17 protein-coding genes are annotated in these 19,014 nt (G+C 65.9%); 9 read left to right on the forward strand and 8 right to left on the reverse strand.

Features of this window, described 5'->3' with window-relative positions:
• The first annotated feature begins 1 nt into the window (after window position 1).
• The 6 genes from ACYU98_RS12720 to ACYU98_RS12745 all read left to right on the forward strand — a co-directional run bounded on the left by ACYU98_RS12720 (window position 2) and on the right by ACYU98_RS12745 (window position 5,512).
• Complete coding sequence (locus ACYU98_RS12720) at window positions 2-1,054, forward strand: aspartate-semialdehyde dehydrogenase (RefSeq protein ID WP_460468587.1); 1,053 nt, start codon at window positions 2-4, stop codon at window positions 1,052-1,054.
• A gap of 4 nt (window positions 1,055-1,058) precedes the next feature.
• Entirely contained in the window at window positions 1,059-2,126 is a 1,068-nt protein-coding gene (locus tag ACYU98_RS12725) for an aspartate-semialdehyde dehydrogenase (protein ID WP_460468588.1), read from the forward strand.
• A gap of 155 nt (window positions 2,127-2,281) precedes the next feature.
• Entirely contained in the window at window positions 2,282-3,010 is a 729-nt protein-coding gene (locus ACYU98_RS12730; protein WP_460468889.1) for an amino acid ABC transporter ATP-binding protein, read from the forward strand.
• A gap of 52 nt (window positions 3,011-3,062) precedes the next feature.
• Window positions 3,063-3,887, forward strand: a complete 825-nt coding sequence (locus tag ACYU98_RS12735; RefSeq protein ID WP_460468589.1) for a glutamate ABC transporter substrate-binding protein — start codon at window positions 3,063-3,065, stop codon at window positions 3,885-3,887.
• Between the two features lie 75 nt (window positions 3,888-3,962).
• Complete coding sequence (locus ACYU98_RS12740) at window positions 3,963-4,643, forward strand: amino acid ABC transporter permease (protein ID WP_460468590.1); 681 nt, start codon at window positions 3,963-3,965, stop codon at window positions 4,641-4,643.
• On the forward strand, window positions 4,640-5,512 hold the full coding sequence (locus ACYU98_RS12745) for an amino acid ABC transporter permease (RefSeq protein WP_460468591.1): 873 nt from the start codon (window positions 4,640-4,642) through the stop codon (window positions 5,510-5,512). Before ACYU98_RS12740 ends, ACYU98_RS12745 begins: the two co-directional genes overlap by 4 nt.
• A 95-nt stretch (window positions 5,513-5,607) precedes the next feature.
• On the opposite strand, the gene ACYU98_RS12750 is transcribed toward ACYU98_RS12745, so the two are convergent.
• The gene (locus tag ACYU98_RS12750; protein ID WP_460468592.1) at window positions 5,608-6,585 is read right to left on the reverse strand and encodes a patatin-like phospholipase family protein; all 978 of its coding nucleotides are present in this window, start codon (window positions 6,583-6,585) and stop codon (window positions 5,608-5,610) included.
• A gap of 106 nt (window positions 6,586-6,691) precedes the next feature.
• Here ACYU98_RS12750 and ACYU98_RS12755 point away from each other — a divergent pair, with 106 nt between their 5' ends.
• Together ACYU98_RS12755 and ACYU98_RS12760 are read left to right on the forward strand one after the other, a co-directional pair.
• Window positions 6,692-7,477, forward strand: a complete 786-nt coding sequence (locus tag ACYU98_RS12755) for a CoA transferase subunit A (protein WP_460468593.1) — start codon at window positions 6,692-6,694, stop codon at window positions 7,475-7,477.
• A 1-nt stretch (window position 7,478) separates the two neighbouring features.
• Window positions 7,479-8,108 carry a CoA transferase subunit B gene (locus ACYU98_RS12760; protein WP_460468594.1) on the forward strand — a complete coding sequence of 210 codons (630 nt, stop codon included), beginning with the start codon at window positions 7,479-7,481 and terminating at the stop codon, window positions 8,106-8,108.
• A gap of 67 nt (window positions 8,109-8,175) precedes the next feature.
• On the opposite strand, the gene ACYU98_RS12765 is transcribed toward ACYU98_RS12760, so the two are convergent.
• On the reverse strand, window positions 8,176-9,912 hold the full coding sequence (locus tag ACYU98_RS12765; RefSeq protein ID WP_460468595.1) for an alpha-amylase family glycosyl hydrolase: 1,737 nt from the start codon (window positions 9,910-9,912) through the stop codon (window positions 8,176-8,178).
• Between the two features lie 153 nt (window positions 9,913-10,065).
• Between ACYU98_RS12765 and ACYU98_RS12770 the strand changes: the two genes are divergently transcribed.
• Window positions 10,066-11,556: an amino acid permease gene (locus ACYU98_RS12770; protein WP_460468596.1), complete on the forward strand. Its 1,491-nt coding sequence runs from the start codon at window positions 10,066-10,068 to the stop codon at window positions 11,554-11,556.
• Between the two features lie 3 nt (window positions 11,557-11,559).
• On the opposite strand, the gene ACYU98_RS12775 is transcribed toward ACYU98_RS12770, so the two are convergent.
• From ACYU98_RS12775 to kdpA, 6 genes are read right to left on the reverse strand one after another with little or no spacing between them, the layout of a single operon-like run.
• Window positions 11,560-12,237 carry a response regulator gene (locus tag ACYU98_RS12775; RefSeq protein WP_460468597.1) on the reverse strand — a complete coding sequence of 226 codons (678 nt, stop codon included), beginning with the start codon at window positions 12,235-12,237 and terminating at the stop codon, window positions 11,560-11,562.
• A complete protein-coding gene (locus tag ACYU98_RS12780) occupies window positions 12,234-14,744 on the reverse strand; it encodes an ATP-binding protein (protein WP_460468598.1) in 2,511 nt (836 codons plus the stop codon). Before ACYU98_RS12780 ends, ACYU98_RS12775 begins: the two co-directional genes overlap by 4 nt.
• A gap of 4 nt (window positions 14,745-14,748) precedes the next feature.
• Window positions 14,749-15,243, reverse strand: coding sequence for a K(+)-transporting ATPase subunit C (gene kdpC, locus ACYU98_RS12785; RefSeq protein WP_460468890.1), 495 nt, complete (start codon window positions 15,241-15,243; stop codon window positions 14,749-14,751).
• Entirely contained in the window at window positions 15,195-15,326 is a 132-nt protein-coding gene (locus ACYU98_RS12790; protein ID WP_460468599.1) for a hypothetical protein, read from the reverse strand. The genes kdpC and ACYU98_RS12790 overlap by 49 nt, the downstream gene beginning before the upstream one ends.
• A 5-nt stretch (window positions 15,327-15,331) precedes the next feature.
• The gene (kdpB, locus tag ACYU98_RS12795) at window positions 15,332-17,368 is read right to left on the reverse strand and encodes a potassium-transporting ATPase subunit KdpB (protein ID WP_460468600.1); all 2,037 of its coding nucleotides are present in this window, start codon (window positions 17,366-17,368) and stop codon (window positions 15,332-15,334) included.
• A complete protein-coding gene (gene kdpA / locus ACYU98_RS12800) occupies window positions 17,365-19,014 on the reverse strand; it encodes a potassium-transporting ATPase subunit KdpA (protein WP_460468601.1) in 1,650 nt (549 codons plus the stop codon). Before kdpA ends, kdpB begins: the two co-directional genes overlap by 4 nt.

A 19,014-nucleotide genomic window follows, 5' to 3' on the forward strand; every position in this document is an offset into this window, starting at 1 on the left:
CATGACTGACTCCAAGACGCTCAACATCGGTGTTGTCGGCGCGACCGGCCAGGTTGGCGGGGTCGTGTTGACCCTGCTCGCTGAACGCAACTTCCCGGTCGGCGACCTGCGGCTCTTCGCCTCGGCGCGTTCGGCCGGCAAGCAGATCGAGTGGCAGGGCCGCAGCATCACGGTTGAGGACGCCGAGACCGCTGATCCGAGCGGGCTCGACATCGCGATCTTCTCCGCCGGTGGTGCGACCTCCAAGGCGCTCGCCCCCAAATACGCCGCCGCGGGCGTCACCGTGATCGACAACTCCTCCGCTTGGCGGATGGACCCCGAGGTTCCGCTGGTTGTCAGTGAGGTCAACGCCGCCGAGGTCGCCTCGCCGGCGAAGGGCATCATCGCCAACCCGAACTGCACCACGATGGCGGCCATGCCGGTTCTCAAGCCGCTGTCCGACGCGGCCGGCCTGCGCCGGATGACCGTCGCGACCTACCAGGCGGTCTCGGGTTCGGGCCTCGCTGGTGTCGAGGAGCTCGCCGGGCAGGCCCGCCAGGGCACCGGCTCTGAGCACCTCGAAGACCTCGCTCACGACGGCTCGGCGGTCACCCTCGGCCCGCCCGCGAAGTACGTCGCGCCGATCGCCTTCAATGTCATTGCCCTCGCGGGTAGCGTCGTTGATGACGGTTCGAACGAGACCGACGAGGAGCAGAAGCTACGCAACGAGAGCCGCAAGATCTTGGGGTTGCCCGGCCTGCTGGTCGCCGGCACCTGCGTGCGTGTTCCCGTCTTCACCGGTCACTCGCTGTCGATTCACGCCGAGTTCGACCAGCCGATCACGCCCGAGCAGGCGACCTCGATCCTGCAGGATGCCGCCGGCGTCCAGCTGACGGATGTGCCGACTCCGTTGGCCGCCGCCGGGATCGACCCGTCGCTGGTCGGTCGGATTCGACAGGACCAGTCCGTGCCCGACGGCAAGGGTCTAGTGTTGTTCATCTCCAGCGACAACCTGCGCAAAGGTGCCGCGCTGAACACGGTGCAGATCGCGGAGGTCATCGCGGCCGGTCGGTGACGCGATGAACCGCCGCCCGGTGTTGGCGATCGTCGGCGCGACCGGCGTCGTCGGTTCTGTCCTGCTTTCCCAGCTCTCGACCCGCCAAGACATCTGGGACCACGACGTACGGCTGGTCGCGTCGGGGCATTCCGGCGGCCGTACGCTCACCGTTCTCGGGCAGGAACTGCCGGTGCACGAACTCGGGGCTGACCTGTTCGACGACGTCGACGTCTGCATCCTCGCCACGCCGGTGGAGGTGGCCCGAACCTGGGGCCCGATCATCGCCAGCCGCGGGGCCGTGGTGATCGACAACTCCGGGGCGCAGTCGGCGGATCCAAGGGTGCCGTTGATCGTTCCCGAGATTGCGCGGGGACCCATTGCGATCCCCGAACCGCGCATTATCGGCAGCCCGAGCGGCACCACCTTGCTGATGTCGAACGTGCTGAACACCCTGCACCAGCACTGGCATCTCACCGACGTGATCGCCTCCACCTATCAAGCGGTCTCCGACGCCGGGGTCGGCGGTGTCCGACGGCTGTATGACGAGACCAGCGAACTCGCCGGCAACCGCGGGGTGGGCCAGCGGCCCGGTGACGTGCGCCGCTTCCTCTCCGATCTGGAGGGCGTCAGCCCGTTCCCGGCACCAGTGGCGTTCAACGTGATTCCGTGGGTCGGTGGCTCCGGCGACGGGCGCTGGTCCTCCACCGAATTGCGTACGCGGGAGGAGATTCGGCGGCTGCTGCACGCTCCCGAGTTGCGGATGGCGACCACCTGCGTTCAGGTGCCGGTGGCGATCAGCCACTCGGCGTCTTTGCACCTGACATTCGATCGCCGACTGACCAGGGACGACGCTGTACGAGCCCTGACCGAGGACCGCAATGCGGTCGTTGTGTTGGACGATCCGATGCGGGCCGAGTGGCCGACCCCGGTCGATGTCGTCGGCACCGATCCGGTGTTCGTTGGCAGGGTGCGACAGCCGGGCGACTTCCCCCGATCGATCGAGTTGTTCGTGTGTGCCGACAATTTGCGGCGCGGGTCGGTGTTGAACATGTTGCAGATCGCGGAGCAGGTGGCGGCCGACAACGTGTAGGTCACGTTTGGGCACAAAATCCCCCGGACAACCTGAATGTCCGGACAATTTCACCTGGGTGCCGTCTATGGTTGTGCCCCATGACGGACCTCAACGAGGGCGCCACGCCGGACAACGACCCCGCGCAGGCGCCACGGACCCCGATCGGCGAGCCGTTGGTGCAGCTCACCGGGGTGAACAAGCACTTCGGCCCGCTGCACGTTCTCAAGGACATCAACCTGTCCGTCGGCCGCGGCGAAGTGGTGGTCGTGCTCGGTCCCTCGGGTTCCGGTAAGTCGACGCTGTGCCGGACCATCAACCGACTCGAGACCTACGAATCGGGCTCGATCACCATCGACGGGCAGCAGTTACCCGAAGAGGGCCCCGGGCTCGCCAAGCTGCGTGCCGACGTCGGCATGGTCTTCCAGTCGTTCAACCTGTTCGCCCACAAGACGATCCTGCAGAACGTCACCCTCGGCCCGATGAAGGTGCGCAAGCAGAACGCCAAAGACGCGCAGGCCAAGGCGATGGAGCTGCTGAAGCGAGTCGGTGTCGAACAGCAGGCCGCGAAGTACCCCGCGCAACTCTCGGGTGGTCAGCAGCAGCGCGTAGCCATTGCGCGCTCGCTGGCGATGCAGCCGAAGGTGATGTTGTTCGACGAACCCACCTCGGCGCTCGACCCGGAGATGATCAACGAGGTCCTCGACGTCATGGCCCAACTGGCCAAGGAGGGCATGACGATGATCGTCGTGACCCACGAGATGGGCTTCGCCCGACGCGCCGCTGACCGGGTCGTATTCATGGCCGACGGCGAGATTCTCGAGGACGCGACGCCGCAGGAGTTCTTCGAGAATCCGCGCACCGATCGTGCCAAGGACTTCCTGTCCAAGATCCTCACCCATTGACCCGCATTCGAGCAGTCCGTCACATCAGTTCGTCACTTCAAGGGAGAAATCAATGAATCTGCGCAGAACGTCAGCACTTGTCGCGATGACCGCCGTGGCCAGCCTCGGTCTGTCCGCCTGTGGCGGCAGCAGCGACTCGGGTAGTGGCTCCAAGATCAAGATCGGGATCAAGTTCGACCAGCCGGGCCTTGGCCAGAAGGTCGGAAGCACCTACAAGGGCTTTGACGTCGATGTCGCGAAGTATGTCGCGAAGGACATGGGCTTCAAGGAAAATCAGATCGAATTCATCGAGTCGCCTTCCAAGCAGCGCGAGAAGATGCTGCAGGCCGGCACCGTGAAGATGACCTTCGCGACCTACTCGATCACCGACAAGCGCAAGGCACTCGTCGGGTTCGCCGGCCCGTACTTCGTCGCCGGCCAGTCGTTGCTGGTCAAGTCGGACAGCTCGATCTCCAAGGTCGCCGATCTCGCCGGCAAGAAGGTCTGCTCGGTCACCGGGTCGACCTCGGTCGACAACTTGAAGAAGGAACAGCCCGCGCTGGTTCCGCAGAGCTACGACAAGTATTCGCAGTGCGCCGACGCGTTGGCCTCGGGCGCTATCGACGCGATGACCACCGACGACACGATCCTGGCCGGTTATGCCAACCAGGACGCGTACAAGGGCAAGTTCAAGTTGGTCGGCGGCACCTTCTCCACCGAGCGCTACGGCGTCGGTCTGAAGAAGGGCGACAAGGAGACCTGCACCAAGGTCAACGCCGCGATCAAGAAGATGATCAGCGACGGATCCTGGGAGAAGGCACTGAAGGACAACCTCGGTTCTGACTACAAGTACAACACCTCGGAGAACCCGCCGAAGACGTTCGAAGCCTGCGCGTGACGACCACGGCTGGGAGGGCGGGATGCTCACCCAGCCGTGACCGTACGCCGTAGCTGACTCCTCGAAAGGCCGTGCATGTCAGCGCTTTTCAACCAATTCGACCTTCTGGCCGGATTCTGGATGACGATCAAACTCACGGTTGCTGCTGCCATCGGCGCGGCAATCCTGGGCACCTTTGTGGCCATCTTGCGGATGAGCCCGGTGCCGATGCTGCGGTTCCTCGGGACGTCGTATGTGAACATCTTCCGCAACACGCCACTCACGCTGATCATCCTCAGCACCAACCTGGTGCTCTGGGCAAAGCTCGGAGTGAACCTGGCCGACAGCAAGAGCCCGACGTTCTTCAACACCAACAACTTCCGGTTGGCGGTGCTTGGTCTGGTGATTTATCACGCCAGCTACGTGTGTGAGTCGCTGCGTTCCGGGGTGAACACCATCCCCCTGGGGCAGGCAGAGGCGGCTCGTTCGATCGGCCTGACGTTCAGCCAATCGCTGCGTGAAGTGATCTTGCCGCAGGCATTCCGCGGCGCTGTTGTTCCGCTCGGCAACACACTGATCGCGCTGACGAAGAACACCACGGTCGCCGTCGTCATCGGCGTTGCTGAAATGGCGTCGGTGCTGTCGAAAGTCACCGAGGATGACCCCGGTCTGCTGAACATGGCCTTCTTGGCGGTGGCACTGCTGTTCGTGATCATCACCCTCCCGACCGGCCTCTTGGTCGGTTGGCTTGGCAAGAAGTTGGCGGTGAAGCGATGAGCGCCGGTGTTCTGTTCGACGCCCCAGGGCCCAAGGCCCGTCGGCGCCACCTGGTCCTGAGCGGCGTCGGGATCCTGTTGTTCCTGGCCGTCCTCTACGTCGTGGTCATGCGACTGTCCGACAAGGGACAGCTCGAAAGCCGGATGTGGGCCCCGTTCACCAAGGCCCAAACCTGGAACGACTACATCATCCCGGGGCTGCTCGGCACCCTGAAAGCCGCCGCGATATCGATCGTGATTGCCGGCATTGTCGGGTTTCTTTTCGCCATGGGCCGGATGTCCGAGATCGCTGCGCTGCGATGGGTGTGCGCCACCTTCGTCGAAGTGTTCCGCGCCGTGCCCGTGTTGATCATGATGCTGTTCGTCTACGGCATGTTGACGACTAATAATCTGGTCAGCTCGGACAACGCTCCGCTGGTTGCCACAGTGACCGCGCTGGTGCTTTACAACGCCTCGGTCATGGCTGAGGTCGTACGAGCCGGTGTCGGTCAGTTGCCATCCGGTCAGCGTGAAGCGGGGCTGTCGATCGGCCTGACGTCGTCGCAGACACTGCGTACGATCCAACTCCCGCAGGCGATCACCGCGATGCTGCCGGCGATCATCAGCCAGCTCGTCGTCGTTCTGAAGGACACAGCCTTGGGCTACAACGTCCTCTACGGCGAACTGCTTTACCAAAGTCAGACCGGCGGCACCAACAACGCCAACATCGTGCCGACCCTCATCGTGGTCGCGATCCTCTTCATCCTGATCAACTATTCGATCTCGAAGCTGGCGGAATACATCGACCGCCGGCTCAAGGCTCGTGGCCGTGGCGTGAAGAAGCAGCAGGTGCCCGGTGGCCCGGCCATCGTTCAGACCTCCGCCGACTGACCTTCGCCCAAACGCGGCATTCACCGAACAGACCCTGCAGGTGTGCCTGCAGGGTCTGTCGCTAGGTGCACCGTTGGGGGAGAGGGGCGGGCTGGTCAGAGACCAGCGGCGTCGAGGGCCTTGTCGGTCAGCTCGCGCCCGAGCTGGATCATCTCGGCCGCGCGGTGGAATTCCAGGGTGCGGCAGGCATCGGAGGGCAGCGTCACCAGGATGTCCGGCGGGTTCGAGGCCATCCGATAGCGGGCGACCAGCGACGACATCGTGTCGAACGAGCGGTTGAAGATCTCGACGGTCGTCAGGTCCTTGGGCAGGCGTGCTCCGAGGAGCGCTTCGAGACTGTCCGGGTCGACTGCGACGTCATGCGCTGCCCGCCGCTCGGCCAACCGGGTCGACAGTCGTTGCATCGTGGCGCTGTCCCGAATCTCATCGCGGACCAGGCGCGCGCCCCGGGACAGGGACTCTTTACTTTCCAAATAGGTGCGCAGCGGCGACATCGGCACAGCCTCGCTGCGGCCCTGGCTCTGGCGCACCCCGTTCAGCGAGATGGCCAGCGTCAGGTCGGAGGGGACCGCCCTTGTCGGGTCGATCGGAATCGGGTTCATCAGGCCGCCGTCGACCAGCATTCGACCGTCGACCATGACCGGCTGGATGACGCCAGGCATCGCGATCGAGGCGCGGATCGCGACGTCGGCCGGACCGCGCTGGAACCACACTTCACGTCGGTCGTCGAGGTCGGTGGCGACGGCGGTGAACGGAATCGGGAAGTCCTCGATGCGCGAATCGGCCAGTAGGTCGGCGATTTTGGTGATGATCCGCTCGGCGCGCACCACGCCCGGGCCACGCAGGCTCGGGTCGACCAATCGCAGAATGTCGCGCTGGGTGAGGCTCAGCGACCACTCCTTGAGGTATTCCAGCCGCCCCGAAGCGGCGAAACTGCCGACGAGCGCGCCCATTGAGGTCCCGGCGATCGTGACAATTTCCAGGTCGCGTTCGGCCAGCGCCTCGAGGGCGCCGATGTGGGCGTAGCCGCGGGCGCCGCCCGAGCCAAGGGCCACCGCGATCCGTTTGGTCATGCGACCAGCGTACGCAGCCCGGGGTGGGTGTGACCTGGATCACCGGGCGGGTCGTAGCATCGGTAGAAACAAGCCCCGGAAACACGAAAGACAGGCGTGCGCAGGCATGGACAAGGTTGTTGCTTCAGCGGCGGAGGCGGTCGCCGACATCGGCGCGGGCTCATCGCTTGCGGTCGGCGGATTCGGACTCTGCGGGATCCCGACGGTGTTGATCAAGGCGCTGCACGACCAGGGCGCCGACGACCTCTCGGTCGTCTCGAACAACTGCGGCGTCGACGGCGCGGGCCTCGGAATTCTGCTGGGGGACAAGCGGATCAGCAAGGTGCAGGCGTCGTACGTCGGTGAGAACAAGGAGTTCGCCCGGCAGTATCTCAGCGGAGAGCTGGAGGTCCGGCTGACGCCGCAGGGCACCCTCGCCGAGAAGCTGCGCGCCGGCGGCGCCGGTATCCCGGCGTTCTTCACGCAGACTGGCGTCGGCACCCAGGTGGCCGAGGGCGGGATGCCGTGGAAGTACGACACGGACGGCGGCATCGAGCTGGCCTCGCCCGCCAAGGAGACCCGGTCGTTCGACAGCCTCGGCGTCGAACACGACTACGTCTTGGAAGAAGCGATCGCCACCGACTTTGCGTTGGTGCGCGCCTATCAGGGCGACCGCCACGGCAACCTGGTGTTTCGTGCCTCGGCCCGCAACTTCAACCCGGTCTGCGCGATGGCCGGCCGAGTCACCATCGCCGAGGTAGAGCACCTCGTCGAGCCCGGTGAGCTCGATCCCGACGCCGTGCATCTCCCCGGGATTTATGTGCACCGCGTCGTCGCGCTGACCCCAGAACAGGCGGCCGACAAACTCATCGAACGAACCACGACGCGCCCGCGTCACCAGCAGGAGGCCTGACATGCCGCTCACCCGGGAAGAGATGGCCGCCCGCGCGGCCCAAGAGTTGCACGACGGCGACTACGTCAACCTCGGCATCGGTCTGCCGACGCTGGTTCCCAACTACGTCGGCGACGACATCGAACTGGTGTTGCAGTCCGAGAACGGCATCCTCGGAACGGGCGCGTACCCGTACGAGGGCGAGGCCGACCCTGATCTGATCAACGCCGGCAAAGAGACCGTCACTCTGCGCAAGGGGGCCAGCATCTTCGACTCCGCCACCAGCTTCGGGATGATCCGTGGCGGCAAGGTCGACGCCGCGATCCTCGGTGCGATGCAGGTCAGCGTCGCGGGCGACATCGCCAACTGGATGATCCCCGGAAAGATGGTCAAGGGGATGGGCGGCGCGATGGACCTGGTCCACGGCGCTCGGAAGGTGATCGTGCTGATGGAACACGTTGCCAAGGACGGCGCCCACAAGATCGTGCAGGAGTGCTCGTTGCCGCTGACCGGCAAGGCGGTGGTGCAGCGGATCATCACCGATCTGGCAGTGATTGACGTGACCACCGACGGGCTCGTGGTGCGTGAGCTCGTTGACGGTGTATCTCAGGAAGAGCTACAGACCAAGACGGGTGCGCCGCTGACGTTCTGAGGCCGGCGGGTGAGCGCATATCTGACGAGCAACCGCCCGAGAAATGCGCTCGCCCACCCGTTCGCACTCAGCTCAGTCCGAAGACCAGGGCGGCGTACGGCCCTACGGCCACCTCAACCGCGTCGTTGCCGGCCGTGACCGATCCGGTCTCCACCGAGCCGAACTGCTCGTTGTAACTGACACCGTCGGTGTTGAGCAGGAGGTCCCAGGAGCCTGCGGCCGGGAAGTGAACCGGCAGCGAGCCGGGGCTGCCGGCCAGGTTGAGAACCACGACGGTGCTGTCGCCGGCGCCGCCATCGGCCCACCGGTGATAGGCCAGCAGCTTGCGGTCTTCGTCGCTGCCAATCACTTCGGTGTGTTGCCCGGTGAGACCCTTGGTGTGTCCGGATGCGTTGCGGCGCAACGCAATCAGGTCACTCCACGCGCGACCGACACCGGGCACCTTCTCCGCCCGAGACCAATCGAGCGGGTCGGTGTCTTGGAACCAGCCGTCCTGCAGGAACTCCTGACCCATGAACAGCATCGGGATGCCGGGCGAGGTGAGCAGGATCGCTGCGCCGAGGGTGACCCGTTTCTGGGCGAGCAGGCCGAGCGTGTCATCGGGAGCGACTTCGGAGGGAACACGCTCCTTGCCGTTGGCCACCTCGTCGTGGGACTCGGTGTAGATGACCCGTTGGAAGGCGTCGCCGTTGTAGGTGGTGGTGACGGCACCTGCGACCGCGTCGACCGACCGGGCGGCGTCGTCGGCTGCGGCGAGCATCTCTCGTACGGGATGAACGAACGCCCCGTCCCACTGGGCGTGGAAGGCCGCGCCATCGGGCTCGGTCGAACTGATCGACCCGTCGCCCTGCATGTCTTCGGCGATCAGGATCCGGTCGGGGAACTGTTCACGGACGGTCGTGTTGATCCACCGCATGAGGTCCCAGCCCTCGGGGATGTCCTTGCCGGATCCGTTGCGGCTGCGGATGTAGGGCGTCATGTCGAAGCGGACGCCGTCGGCGTGGAAGTCGCTCAGCCAGGACAGCGCGTTGTCGCGCAGGAACTCGCGGACCTCGCCGCGGCCGTAGTCGGGGCGAGTGTCGCCCCACGGGGTGGAGGAGCGGTCGTCCTCGTAGAAGTAGATGCCGCCCTTCCCAGCCTCCGACCACCCGTCGAACTGCCAGGTCGACAGGTCGCTGGGGCCGAGGTGGTTGTAGACGACGTCGACCACAACAGCAAGCCCGGCCTGGTGGGCCTGGCGGACGAATTTCTTCAGTTCGTCGGGGCCGCCGAGCGCCGACTCGATCGCGAAGATGTGGGCGGGGTTGTAGCCCCAGGAGTCGTCACCGGCGAACTCCATTACTGGCATCAACGCAATCGCGTTGACTCCCAACGACTTCAGGTGGTCAAGCCGGGTCGCCGCCGAGGCGAACGAGCCGCGCGAACCCTGCGCCATGAACGACCCGATGTGCAGTTCGTAGATGACCAGCTCCGACATCGCGGGCAGCTGCGGCTGGTCGTCGCCCCAGTCGAAGGCGCCGTGGTCGTAGACGATGCCGTTGCCGACAGAGTTGGTCACCTGGCGGGCATAGGGGTCGATCCGCTGGAAGGTCTGCCCGGCGTGGGTGAGCTCGTATTTGTACTCCTGGCCCGGGTTCGCACCGGCAACCTCGGCGTACCAATATCCGTTGCCCTCGCTGGTCAGCGGGCTCGCGGACCAACTGTTGAAGTCGCCGATCACCCCGACCGATTCGGCGTTTGGAGCCCACACCCGGAACGCGACTCCGCCGTCGTAGCGGATGGCGCCCATGCCGTCGTACGTCATCAGTTCTCCTTCGATTGGACCGACCCCAGCGTACGCAGCACGAACCATTCGTGCGGATTGCGAGACGGGGGTCACTACCGATGGGTATATCGGTACAAATGGACTCACCAACGGGCGCCCGCCCGGGTGGCGTGGAGAAGAGGTGATGTGCCCGTGAACGTGATGCGTACCAAATCGGTCGAGCAGTCGATCGCCGAAGGCGACGAGCCGGAGTATCAGCTCAAGAAACGGCTGACCGCGCTCGACCTGACAGTGTTCGGCGTCGGTGTGGTCATCGGTGCGGGAATCTTCACCGTCGCCGGTCGCGCGGCCCATGAGCTGGCCGGCCCGTCGGTGGTGTTGTCATTCGTCATCGCTGCGACCTGTTGCGCGCTCGCTGCCCTGTGTTACGCCGAGTTCGCCTCGTCGATCCCGGTCTCCGGGTCGGCCTACACCTTCAGCTACGCCTCTCTCGGCGAGATCGTCGCGTGGATCATCGGCTGGGACCTGCTGCTGGAGTTGATGCTCGGCGCATCGGTCGTTGCGCAGGGCTGGTCGGCGTATCTCGGGGTCTTCCTCGGGCATCTGAACATAACGCTGCCCGAATCCATCTCCTACGGCTCGCACTTCGACATGCCGGCGTTCCTGCTGGTGGCCGTTTTGACCGTCTTGGTGAGCGTGGGGATCAAGGAGTCGCTGCGGGTCAACCTGGTTCTGGTCGCGCTGAAGGTGTTCATCGTGTTGTTCGTCATCGTCGCTGGCCTGTTCTTCGTGAAGGGCGCGAACTACACCCCATTCGTTCCGCCGAGCAAGGGCGTTGAGGCGGCGTCGGTGGCCAAGACCCCGCTGATCGAGTGGATGTTCGGATTCACCCAGACTCACTTCGGGGTCAGCGGCATCCTCGCCGCCGCATCGCTGGTCTTCTTCGCCTACATCGGGTTCGACGTCGTCGCGACCACGGCCGAGGAGGCGAAGAACCCCAAGAAGGACCTGCCCAAGGGGATCATCGGCTCGTTGATCATCTGCACCGTTCTTTACTGCGGCGTTGCGCTCGTGATCACCGGCATGGTGCCCTACAACAAGATCTCCAGCGAGGCGTCGCTGGCCAACGCCTTCGAGCAGGTCGGCCATCCTGGTTTCGCGACGCTGATCTCGGCCGGGGCAGTCGCGGGTTTGACGACCGTGGTGATGACCTTGTTGATCGGCGCGTCCCGCGTCGTGTTCGCCATGTCTCGCGACTGGCTGCTCCCGCCGAGTCTGGGCAAGACCAACCCGAAGTCCGGAACCCCGGTTCGGATCACCCTCGGTATCGGCCTGATCGTGGCCTTGGTTGCCGCGCTGACCCCGGTCGGTGAGCTCGAATTCATGATCAACATCGGCACCCTCACCGCGTTCTTCCTGGTGTCGATCGCGGTGCCGGTGTTGCGACGTCGCAACCCGGAGATGAACCGACCGTTCAAGGTGCCGTTCAGTCCGGTGCTGCCGATCGTGTCGGCGGTCATCTGTTTCTACCTGATGCTCACACTGCCGGTCGAGACCTGGATCCGGTTCGTGATCTGGATGGCGCTCGGGTTCGCGATCTACTTCGCCTATGGCTACCGCAAGAGCCGGTTGGCCAACGGCGGGTGGACCCCGCAGGCGTCGGTCGAGAAGGCGAACCTCTGAGGTTCAGCGCAGCAGATAGCCGATCCCCGGTTCGGTGATCAGGTGGCGCGGCCGGGAAGGTTCCGGCTCGAGTTTGCGCCTCAATTGATTGATGTAGACGCGCAGGTAATTCGATTCCTGGCCGTAGCCAGGGCCCCAGACCGCATGCAGCAGTGCGGTCTGGGGCACCACCTGCCCGCGGTGTGCGGCCAGCGTCGCCACAAAACGCCACTCTGTGGGCGTGAGGTGTACCGCTCCGGCCGCTGTCGTGGCGGTGTACGTCGCGAAGTCGAGAACGAAGTCGTCTGTCCTGACCGCTGGGGTCACCTCGAGGCGAGGGCCGCTGCGGCGCAACGCAGCTCGTACGCGGGCCAGTAGCTCTTCGGAACCGAACGGCTTGGTGACGAAGTCGTCGGCTCCGGAGTCGAGCGCTTCGACTTTGTCCTCGGATTCCCGCCGGGCCGACAGCACGACGACCGGCACCGTGCTCGTACGCCGGATGCGCCGCAACACCTCGACGCCATCTAGGTCTGGCAGGCCCAGGTCGAGCACCACCAGGTCGGGCGGCGCCTGGGCGAGGCTGCTGAGGGCGTCGGCCGCATTGGTCACCGCTTCGACTTCGAAGCCGTGGGCGCGCAACGTGATGCGCAGCGTGCGCAGGATGGTTGGGTCGTCGTCGACGATTAGCAGGCGGTCGGTCATCGGGGCTCCCGCGGGTCGTGGGCATCGGTCTCCACCGGAAGCGCCACGACCGAGGTGAGCCCACCGCCTGGAGTTTCCTCCAACTCCAGGGTTCCACCCATCGCCTCGGTGAGGCCGCGGGCCACGGCGAGACCCAGCCCGACACCGCTGTCGGTCGGGACATCGTCGTGTCGCTGGAACGGTCGGAAGATCGTGGCGTGCAGCGCGGGCGGGACCCCCCGCCCCGTGTCGACCACCCGGATCTCCACCTGAGCGGCGATCCGGCTGGTCGTCACGGTCAGTGGGCTATCGGTCGCCTGATAGCGCAACGCGTTCTCGATCAAGTTTCCCAACACCCGATCCAGTAGCCCCGCGTCGGCCACCGCGTAGCGCGCGTTCTCCCCGATAGCCCATCGCATCCGAGTGCTCGCTCCGGTCGCAGCGATCGCGGGGAGGATCACTTCCGCGAGGTCGACGACTCGGGGGTGGGCCACCAACGCGCCAACCTGCAGCCGGGACATGTCGAGCAGGTTGTCGATCAGACCCTCGAGCCGATCGGCCGAGTTCTCAATCACCTCAAGCAATTCGGCCTCATCTTGCGGGCTGAACTGCACGTTGCTGCGCAGGCTGCCGACGGCGGCCTTCACCCCGGCCAACGGAGTGCGCAGGTCGTGGGACACCGCGGAGAGCAACGCAGTGCGGGCCCGGTTGTCGCGCTCCAACCCGGCGGTGCTGCGGGCGACTTCCTCCAGCCCGCGGCGGTGCAACACCGCGCCGGCATGGGCGGCGTACGCACTCAGTAGGCGTTGCCGTTCCGCCGGAACCGGCGCTCCGAGCAAGACAAGATCGTGATCGTCGTCGATCGATTCCAACGTGGTCCAGGGATGCCCGGGATAGCCCTCGGAGGCGGCCACCACCTCGCGCGCACCGTCGCGTGGCGTGGTCACAACGGCGGCGCCCTTTACCCCGAACAGGTCGCCGGCGCGTGAGAGCAGCAGGGTCAGCTGGTCGGTGGACGCCAGCAGGGTGTGGCTGAGCTCGGCGAGCGCCGCCGACTCCGCGCCGACCTGCACCACCGTCGCGGCGCGCCGGGCGCTGCGGTGGACGACCAAACTCACCGTCGCGCCGACCGCGATGAACAGCGCGAGCGCGAGCGCGTTCTGGGTGCTGGCGATGGTGAGGGTGCCGAATGGTGGAGTGAAGAACCAGTTGATCAGCAGCGAAGAGCACACCCCGGCGGTGACCGCGGGCAGCATTCCGCCGATCAGCGCCACCGTGACGGTCAGCAGCAGATAGACCTGCACGATGAGGGGCAGGTTTGGCGCGGCAGCATCAGGCAACGCGTGTAGAGCACCGGTTAACAGCAGCGGGGCCAACAACGCGGACAACCAACCGGCGAGCAATCGATTCCGGGCCAACCCGGAGGGCGGCCGCCTCCACCCGGCGGTGCGCGCCAGCTCATGGGTGACGACGTGAACGTCGATATCGCCGGAGGCCGCGATGAGAGCCTCAGCGGTGTCACGCCGAAAGATGCCGCGCCAGCGCGCCCGCCGACTCATCCCCACCACGATCTGGGAGGCATTGATGCCGCGGGCGAAATCCAGCACCGCCGCGGGCCGGACGCTGCCGGTGACCGTGTGGAACGTACCGTCGAGTTCCTCGGTCAACCGGCGCAGACGCGCCATGGTCGGCAGGTCCGGGCCGGCCAGCCCGTCCTCGCGGAGAACATGGACGGCGTGCAGCTCTCCGCCTGAGCCGGAGGCTGCGATCCGCGCCGCCCGGCGCAGCAGGGTGTCGCCCTCGGGACCACCGGAGAGCGCGACGACCAGGCGGGTGCGGGTCGGCCAACTGCGGCGAATGTCGTGGTCACTGCGGTAGCGGTCGAGACTCTCATCGACTCGGTCGGCGAGCCAGAGCAGCGCCAGTTCGCGCAGCGCGGTCAGGTTGCCCGGCCGGAAATAGTTCGCCAATGCCGCATCGACCTGGTCGGAGGCATATACGTTGCCGTGGGCCATGCGGCGCCGCAGCGCCTCGGGCGACATGTCGACTAGTTCGATCTGTTCGGCCGCCCGCACCACCGCATCGGGTACCGTCTCGCGCTGCCGCACTCCGGTGATCGCGAAGACCGCGTCGTTGAGGGACTCCAGGTGTTGCACGTTCACAGTGCTGATCACGTCAACCCCCGCGGCCAGCAGTTCGTGGACGTCTTGCCAGCGCTTTTCGTGAGCCGACCCGGGGGCATCGGTGTGGGCCAATTCGTCGACCAGCACAACGGCGGGCTTGCGGGCCAGGACGGCAGCCAGGTCCATCTCCTGGACGACAACCCCGTGGTGGTCGATCACCCTGCGGGGCACGACCTCGAGGTTGCCGATCATCGCCGCTGTGCGGGCCCGTCCGTGGGTCTCGACATAACCCACCACGACATCGGCGCCGCGGCTTGCTCGACGGACCCCTTCGGCCAACATCGCACAGGTCTTTCCGACGCCGGGAGCGGCACCGAGATAGACACGCAGCGAGCCGTTACTCATGGGTTCATTCTGCTGCCCCGGGCAAGGCAGACAACGCCAGGTTCAGCTCGAGCACGTTCACTCGAGGCTCACCGAGAAACCTCAGCAGGGGCGCTTCGGTCTGCTGCTTGATCAAAGCGAGCAGTTGGGCCGCTGCGAGATGCCGAGCCGCGGCTACCCGCGGAACCTGCCAGACGGCGTACGCGGTCGAGATGTCGGGGTCGAGACCGGACCCGGATGCGGTGAGCGCGTCGGCCGGCGGGGCGCCGACCGCAGCGGGGTTCGCTGACAGTAGTGCCGTGCGGCGCGCGGCCACCGCGGCCTTCTGCTGCGGGTCGGACTGGCCATAGTTGCTGCCGCCGCTGGTCAGCCCGGAGTAGTCCGAGGCCGACGGGCGCGGCCGGAACCAACCGGCGCCGGTGGTGATTTGGCCCAACAGCGTGGAGCCGACCACTCGACCGCCGGAGCTGGTCAGCGACCCGTGAGCGCGACCTGGAACAGCGAGAGCAGCGGCGCTGATGGCGGCGGATAACCAATCCCGAGCAGAACCGTCAGCACCAGCAGGGTGCGCAAAGCCACGAGGGCCTGACGAGAGGTGGACACGAGAATCACTTCATTCCGGGGGCGATGGACAACACGAGGTCGATGAGTTTGATCCCGGCAAAGGGCGCGATGACGCCACCGACGCCGTAGATCAGTAGGTTGCGGCGTAAGACCGCGGCCGCGGCCAACGGTCGCCAGCGAACACCCTTGAGCGCCAACGGGATCAGCGCGACGATCACCAGGGCGTTGAAGATGACGGCCGAGAGCATCGCGGTCTGCGGGCTGTGCAGGTGCATCACGTTTAGGCGCCCGAGACCGGGGTGAATCGCGACGAACATCGCCGGAAGGATCGCGAAGTATTTAGCCACGTCGTTTGCGATCGAGAAGGTGGTGAGGGCGCCGCGGGTGATCAACAGCTGCTTTCCGATCCGCACGATGTCGATCAACTTGGTGGGGTCGGAGTCGAGGTCGACCATGTTGCCAGCCTCCTTCGCTGCGGAGGTGCCAGTGTTCATCGCCACTGCGACGTCGGCCTGGGCCAGCGCGGGGGCGTCGTTGGTGCCGTCACCGGTCATCGCGACCATCCGGCCGCCGTCCTGCTCCTTCTTGATCAGGCGCATCTTGTCCTCGGGCGTGGCCTCAGCGAGGTAGTCGTCGACCCCAGCCTCTGCTGCGATCGCCGCCGCGGTGCGCGGGTTATCGCCGGTGACCATCACCGTACGGATCCCCATCGCGCGCAGTTGCGCGAACCGTTCCGCCATCCCGGGCTTAACGACGTCTTTCAGGTGGACGACGCCGAGCGCGCGGGCGGTCCCGGCAGCGTCGCGTTCGGCGACCACCAAAGGTGTGCCACCGGCGCCGCTGATCCGATCAATGTTGGCGGCGATGTCGGCGCTGGAGTGACCGCCTTGCTTCTGAATCCAGTCATCGACCGCGGCCCCCGCGCCCTTGCGCACACATGACCCGTCGGCGAAGTCGACACCGGACATCCGCGTCTGGGCGGTGAACGGCACGACCTGCGCACCGGCCGCGGTCAGCTCGGCGACATCGGCTGGGCGCGCTGTCACTCCCTGGGCGAGCGCGTGGTCGACGATCGATCGACCCTCCGGCGTCTCATCGGCCAGTGACGAGAGATGTGCTGCTTGCAGCAGCACACTGTGTTCGACTCCATCCGCGGGGATGCTGTCGGTCGCCTGCCGGTTGCCAAAGGTGATGGTGCCGGTCTTGTCCAGCAGCAGGGTCGACACGTCGCCGGCCGCCTCGACCGCTCGGCCGCTCATCGCCAACACATTGCGTTGCACCAGTCGATCCATCCCGGCGATCCCGATGGCCGACAGCAGAGCTCCGATCGTGGTGGGGATCAGGCAGACCAGGAGCGCGACCAGAACGACGAGCGGAAGCCGGCTGCCCGCGTACGACGCCATGGGTTGGATGGCCGCGACGGCGAGCAGAAAGATCAAGGTCAGGGTCGTGAGCAGGATGCCCAGGGCGATCTCGTTGGGTGTCTTGCGCCGTTGTGCTCCTTCGACCAGTGCAATCATCCGGTCGACGAAGGTCTCGCCCGGTTTGCTGCTGATTTGAACCACGATCCGGTCGGACAACACGGTTGTGCCGCCCGTCACCGCGCAGCGATCGCCGCCACACTCGCGAATGACAGGGGCGGATTCGCCGGTGATGGCCGACTCGTCGACCGAGGCGACGCCTTCGATGATGTCGCCGTCGCCGGGGATTACCTGGCCGGCCTCGACTACGACCCGGTCGCCGATCCGTAGGTCGGTTCCGGCAACCTCCTGCTCCTGGCCGGAGTCGATCAACCGGCGAGCCACTGTCGTACGCCGAGAGTTGCGCAGCCCTTCGGCCTGCGCCTTTCCGCGGCCCTCTGCGATGGCCTCGGCCAGGTTTGCGAAGACGATCGTCAGCCACAACCAGGCGGTGATCGAGATGGCGAAGACCGACGGGTTGGCGATGGCCAGCAGCGTGGTCATCGCCGATCCGACCCAGACGACGAAGATCACTGGCGATCGGACGCAATGGCGCGGGTCCAGCTTGCGCAACGCCTGGGGGAGGGCATGCCACGCGGTGACGAGCAGGGGCGTGGTCACGACAGGGCCTCCGCGATGGGTCCGAGACAAAGGGCAGGGAAGTAGGTGAGTCCGGCGACGACCAGCACGATCGAGATCAGCAGGCCGGCGAAGACCGGCCCGTGCGTCGGCATGGTGCCGGCAGTCGCGGGGCGTCGCTGTTGCCGAGCCAGCGACCCGGCGACGGCCAGCACCAGAACGATCGGCACGAACCGCCCGACGAACATGCAGAAGCCGAGCGTCAGGTTCAAGAAGGGTTGGTCGGCGGTAAGTCCGGCGAATGCTGAGCCGTTGTTGTTGGCCGCGGAGGTGTAGGCGTAGAGCATTTCGGACAGACCGTGGGGGCCCGAGGTCAGCAGTCCGGCTCGGGCTGCCGGGACGAGCAAGGCAACGCCCGTCGAGATCAGCACCAACGCCGGAGTGACGACCGTGGACAGCGCGGCGCAGGTGATCTCCCACCTGCCGATCGACTTACCGAGCAGTTGGGGCGTGCGGCCGACCATCAGGCCGGCGATGAACACCGTGACCACAACCAGGATCAGCAGCCCGTAGAGACCAGTTCCAACACCGCCGGGGGAGACCTCGCCCAGCATCATGTTCGTCATCATCAGGCCGCCGCCGAGCGCGCTCATTGAGTCGTGCATGGCGTTCACCGATCCGGTCGAGGTGCCGGTCGAGGCCGACCCAAAGATGATCGAACCGACGACGCCGAAGCGCTCCTCCTTGCCCTCCATCGCGCCGAAACCGGTGGTGTGGGCAGAGGCCTGTTCGGCCCACACCGCCAACGCGGTAGTGAGCATCAACAGCGAGGCCATGGTGACCAGCAGGACCCGACCCTGGCGACGGTCGCCGACCATCAGCCCGTACGTCCGAGGAAGGGCGAACGGGATCATCAGCAGCAGGACGATCTCGACGAGGTTTGTCCACGATGACGGGTTCTCGAACGGGTGGGCGGAGTTGGCGTTGAAGATGCCGCCACCGTTGGTGCCGACGAGTTTGATCGCTTCCTGCGAGGCCACCGGACCGCCCGGGATGCTCTGGTGGCCGCCGGTGAGCGTGGAGACCAAGTGGGGTGCGTCGAAGTTTTGGATGACCCCGCCGGCGAGCAGGACCAGCGCACCGATGGCCGCCAGCGGGAGCAGCACGCGCAGGCAGCCGCGGACCAGATCGACCCAGAAGTTGCCGATGGTTCCGACGCGGTCGCGGGACAGCCCGCGACACAGGGCGATGGCGACTGCGAGACCCGTTCCGGCGGAGACGAAGTTCTGAACCGTGAGGCCGACAGTCGCCAGGCTGTAGCCGGCGCCGCTCTCACCCCCGTACGACTGCCAGTTGGTGTTGGTGGTGAAGGAGATGGCGGTATTCAGCGCGGTATGCCAGTCCTGCCCTCGGCCGAAGTCCCAGGGCAACATCGCCTGGCCCATCACCACCGCGAACAGCAGCGCGACCGACACGACACCGAAGGACACGCAGGCGACGGCGTAGCTGGGCCAGGACTGCTCGGCCCGGGGGTCGACGCCGACCAGCCGGTAGACGAATCGCTCGGGTGCCCAGTCATGCTCGTCGGTGAAGACGCGGTGGATCCAGTTGCCCAAGGGCATGTGGAGGGCGGCGAGCAGAACCGCCACACTGGCGACGAAAGCCACGGTCGTCAGGGGCATGGACAT

The sequence above is a fragment of the Calidifontibacter terrae genome (assembly GCF_054778835.1).

Excerpts from the sequence above, each read along its gene's own strand:
- ACYU98_RS12735 (WP_460468589.1), top strand. The coding sequence starts at position 3,063 with ATGAATCTGCGCAGAACGTCAGCACTTGTCGCGATGACCGCCGTGGCC.
- ACYU98_RS12725 (WP_460468588.1), top strand. The coding sequence starts at position 1,059 with ATGAACCGCCGCCCGGTGTTGGCGATCGTCGGCGCGACCGGCGTCGTC.
- ACYU98_RS12760 (WP_460468594.1), top strand. The coding sequence starts at position 7,479 with ATGCCGCTCACCCGGGAAGAGATGGCCGCCCGCGCGGCCCAAGAGTTG.
- ACYU98_RS12720 (WP_460468587.1), top strand. The coding sequence starts at position 2 with ATGACTGACTCCAAGACGCTCAACATCGGTGTTGTCGGCGCGACCGGC.
- ACYU98_RS12745 (WP_460468591.1), top strand. The coding sequence starts at position 4,640 with ATGAGCGCCGGTGTTCTGTTCGACGCCCCAGGGCCCAAGGCCCGTCGG.
- kdpA (WP_460468601.1), bottom strand. The coding sequence starts at position 19,014 with ATGTCCATGCCCCTGACGACCGTGGCTTTCGTCGCCAGTGTGGCGGTT.
- ACYU98_RS12775 (WP_460468597.1), bottom strand. The coding sequence starts at position 12,237 with ATGACCGACCGCCTGCTAATCGTCGACGACGACCCAACCATCCTGCGC.
- ACYU98_RS12755 (WP_460468593.1), top strand. The coding sequence starts at position 6,692 with ATGGACAAGGTTGTTGCTTCAGCGGCGGAGGCGGTCGCCGACATCGGC.
- ACYU98_RS12750 (WP_460468592.1), bottom strand. The coding sequence starts at position 6,585 with ATGACCAAACGGATCGCGGTGGCCCTTGGCTCGGGCGGCGCCCGCGGC.
- ACYU98_RS12765 (WP_460468595.1), bottom strand. The coding sequence starts at position 9,912 with ATGACGTACGACGGCATGGGCGCCATCCGCTACGACGGCGGAGTCGCG.
- ACYU98_RS12780 (WP_460468598.1), bottom strand. The coding sequence starts at position 14,744 with ATGAGTAACGGCTCGCTGCGTGTCTATCTCGGTGCCGCTCCCGGCGTC.
- ACYU98_RS12740 (WP_460468590.1), top strand. The coding sequence starts at position 3,963 with ATGTCAGCGCTTTTCAACCAATTCGACCTTCTGGCCGGATTCTGGATG.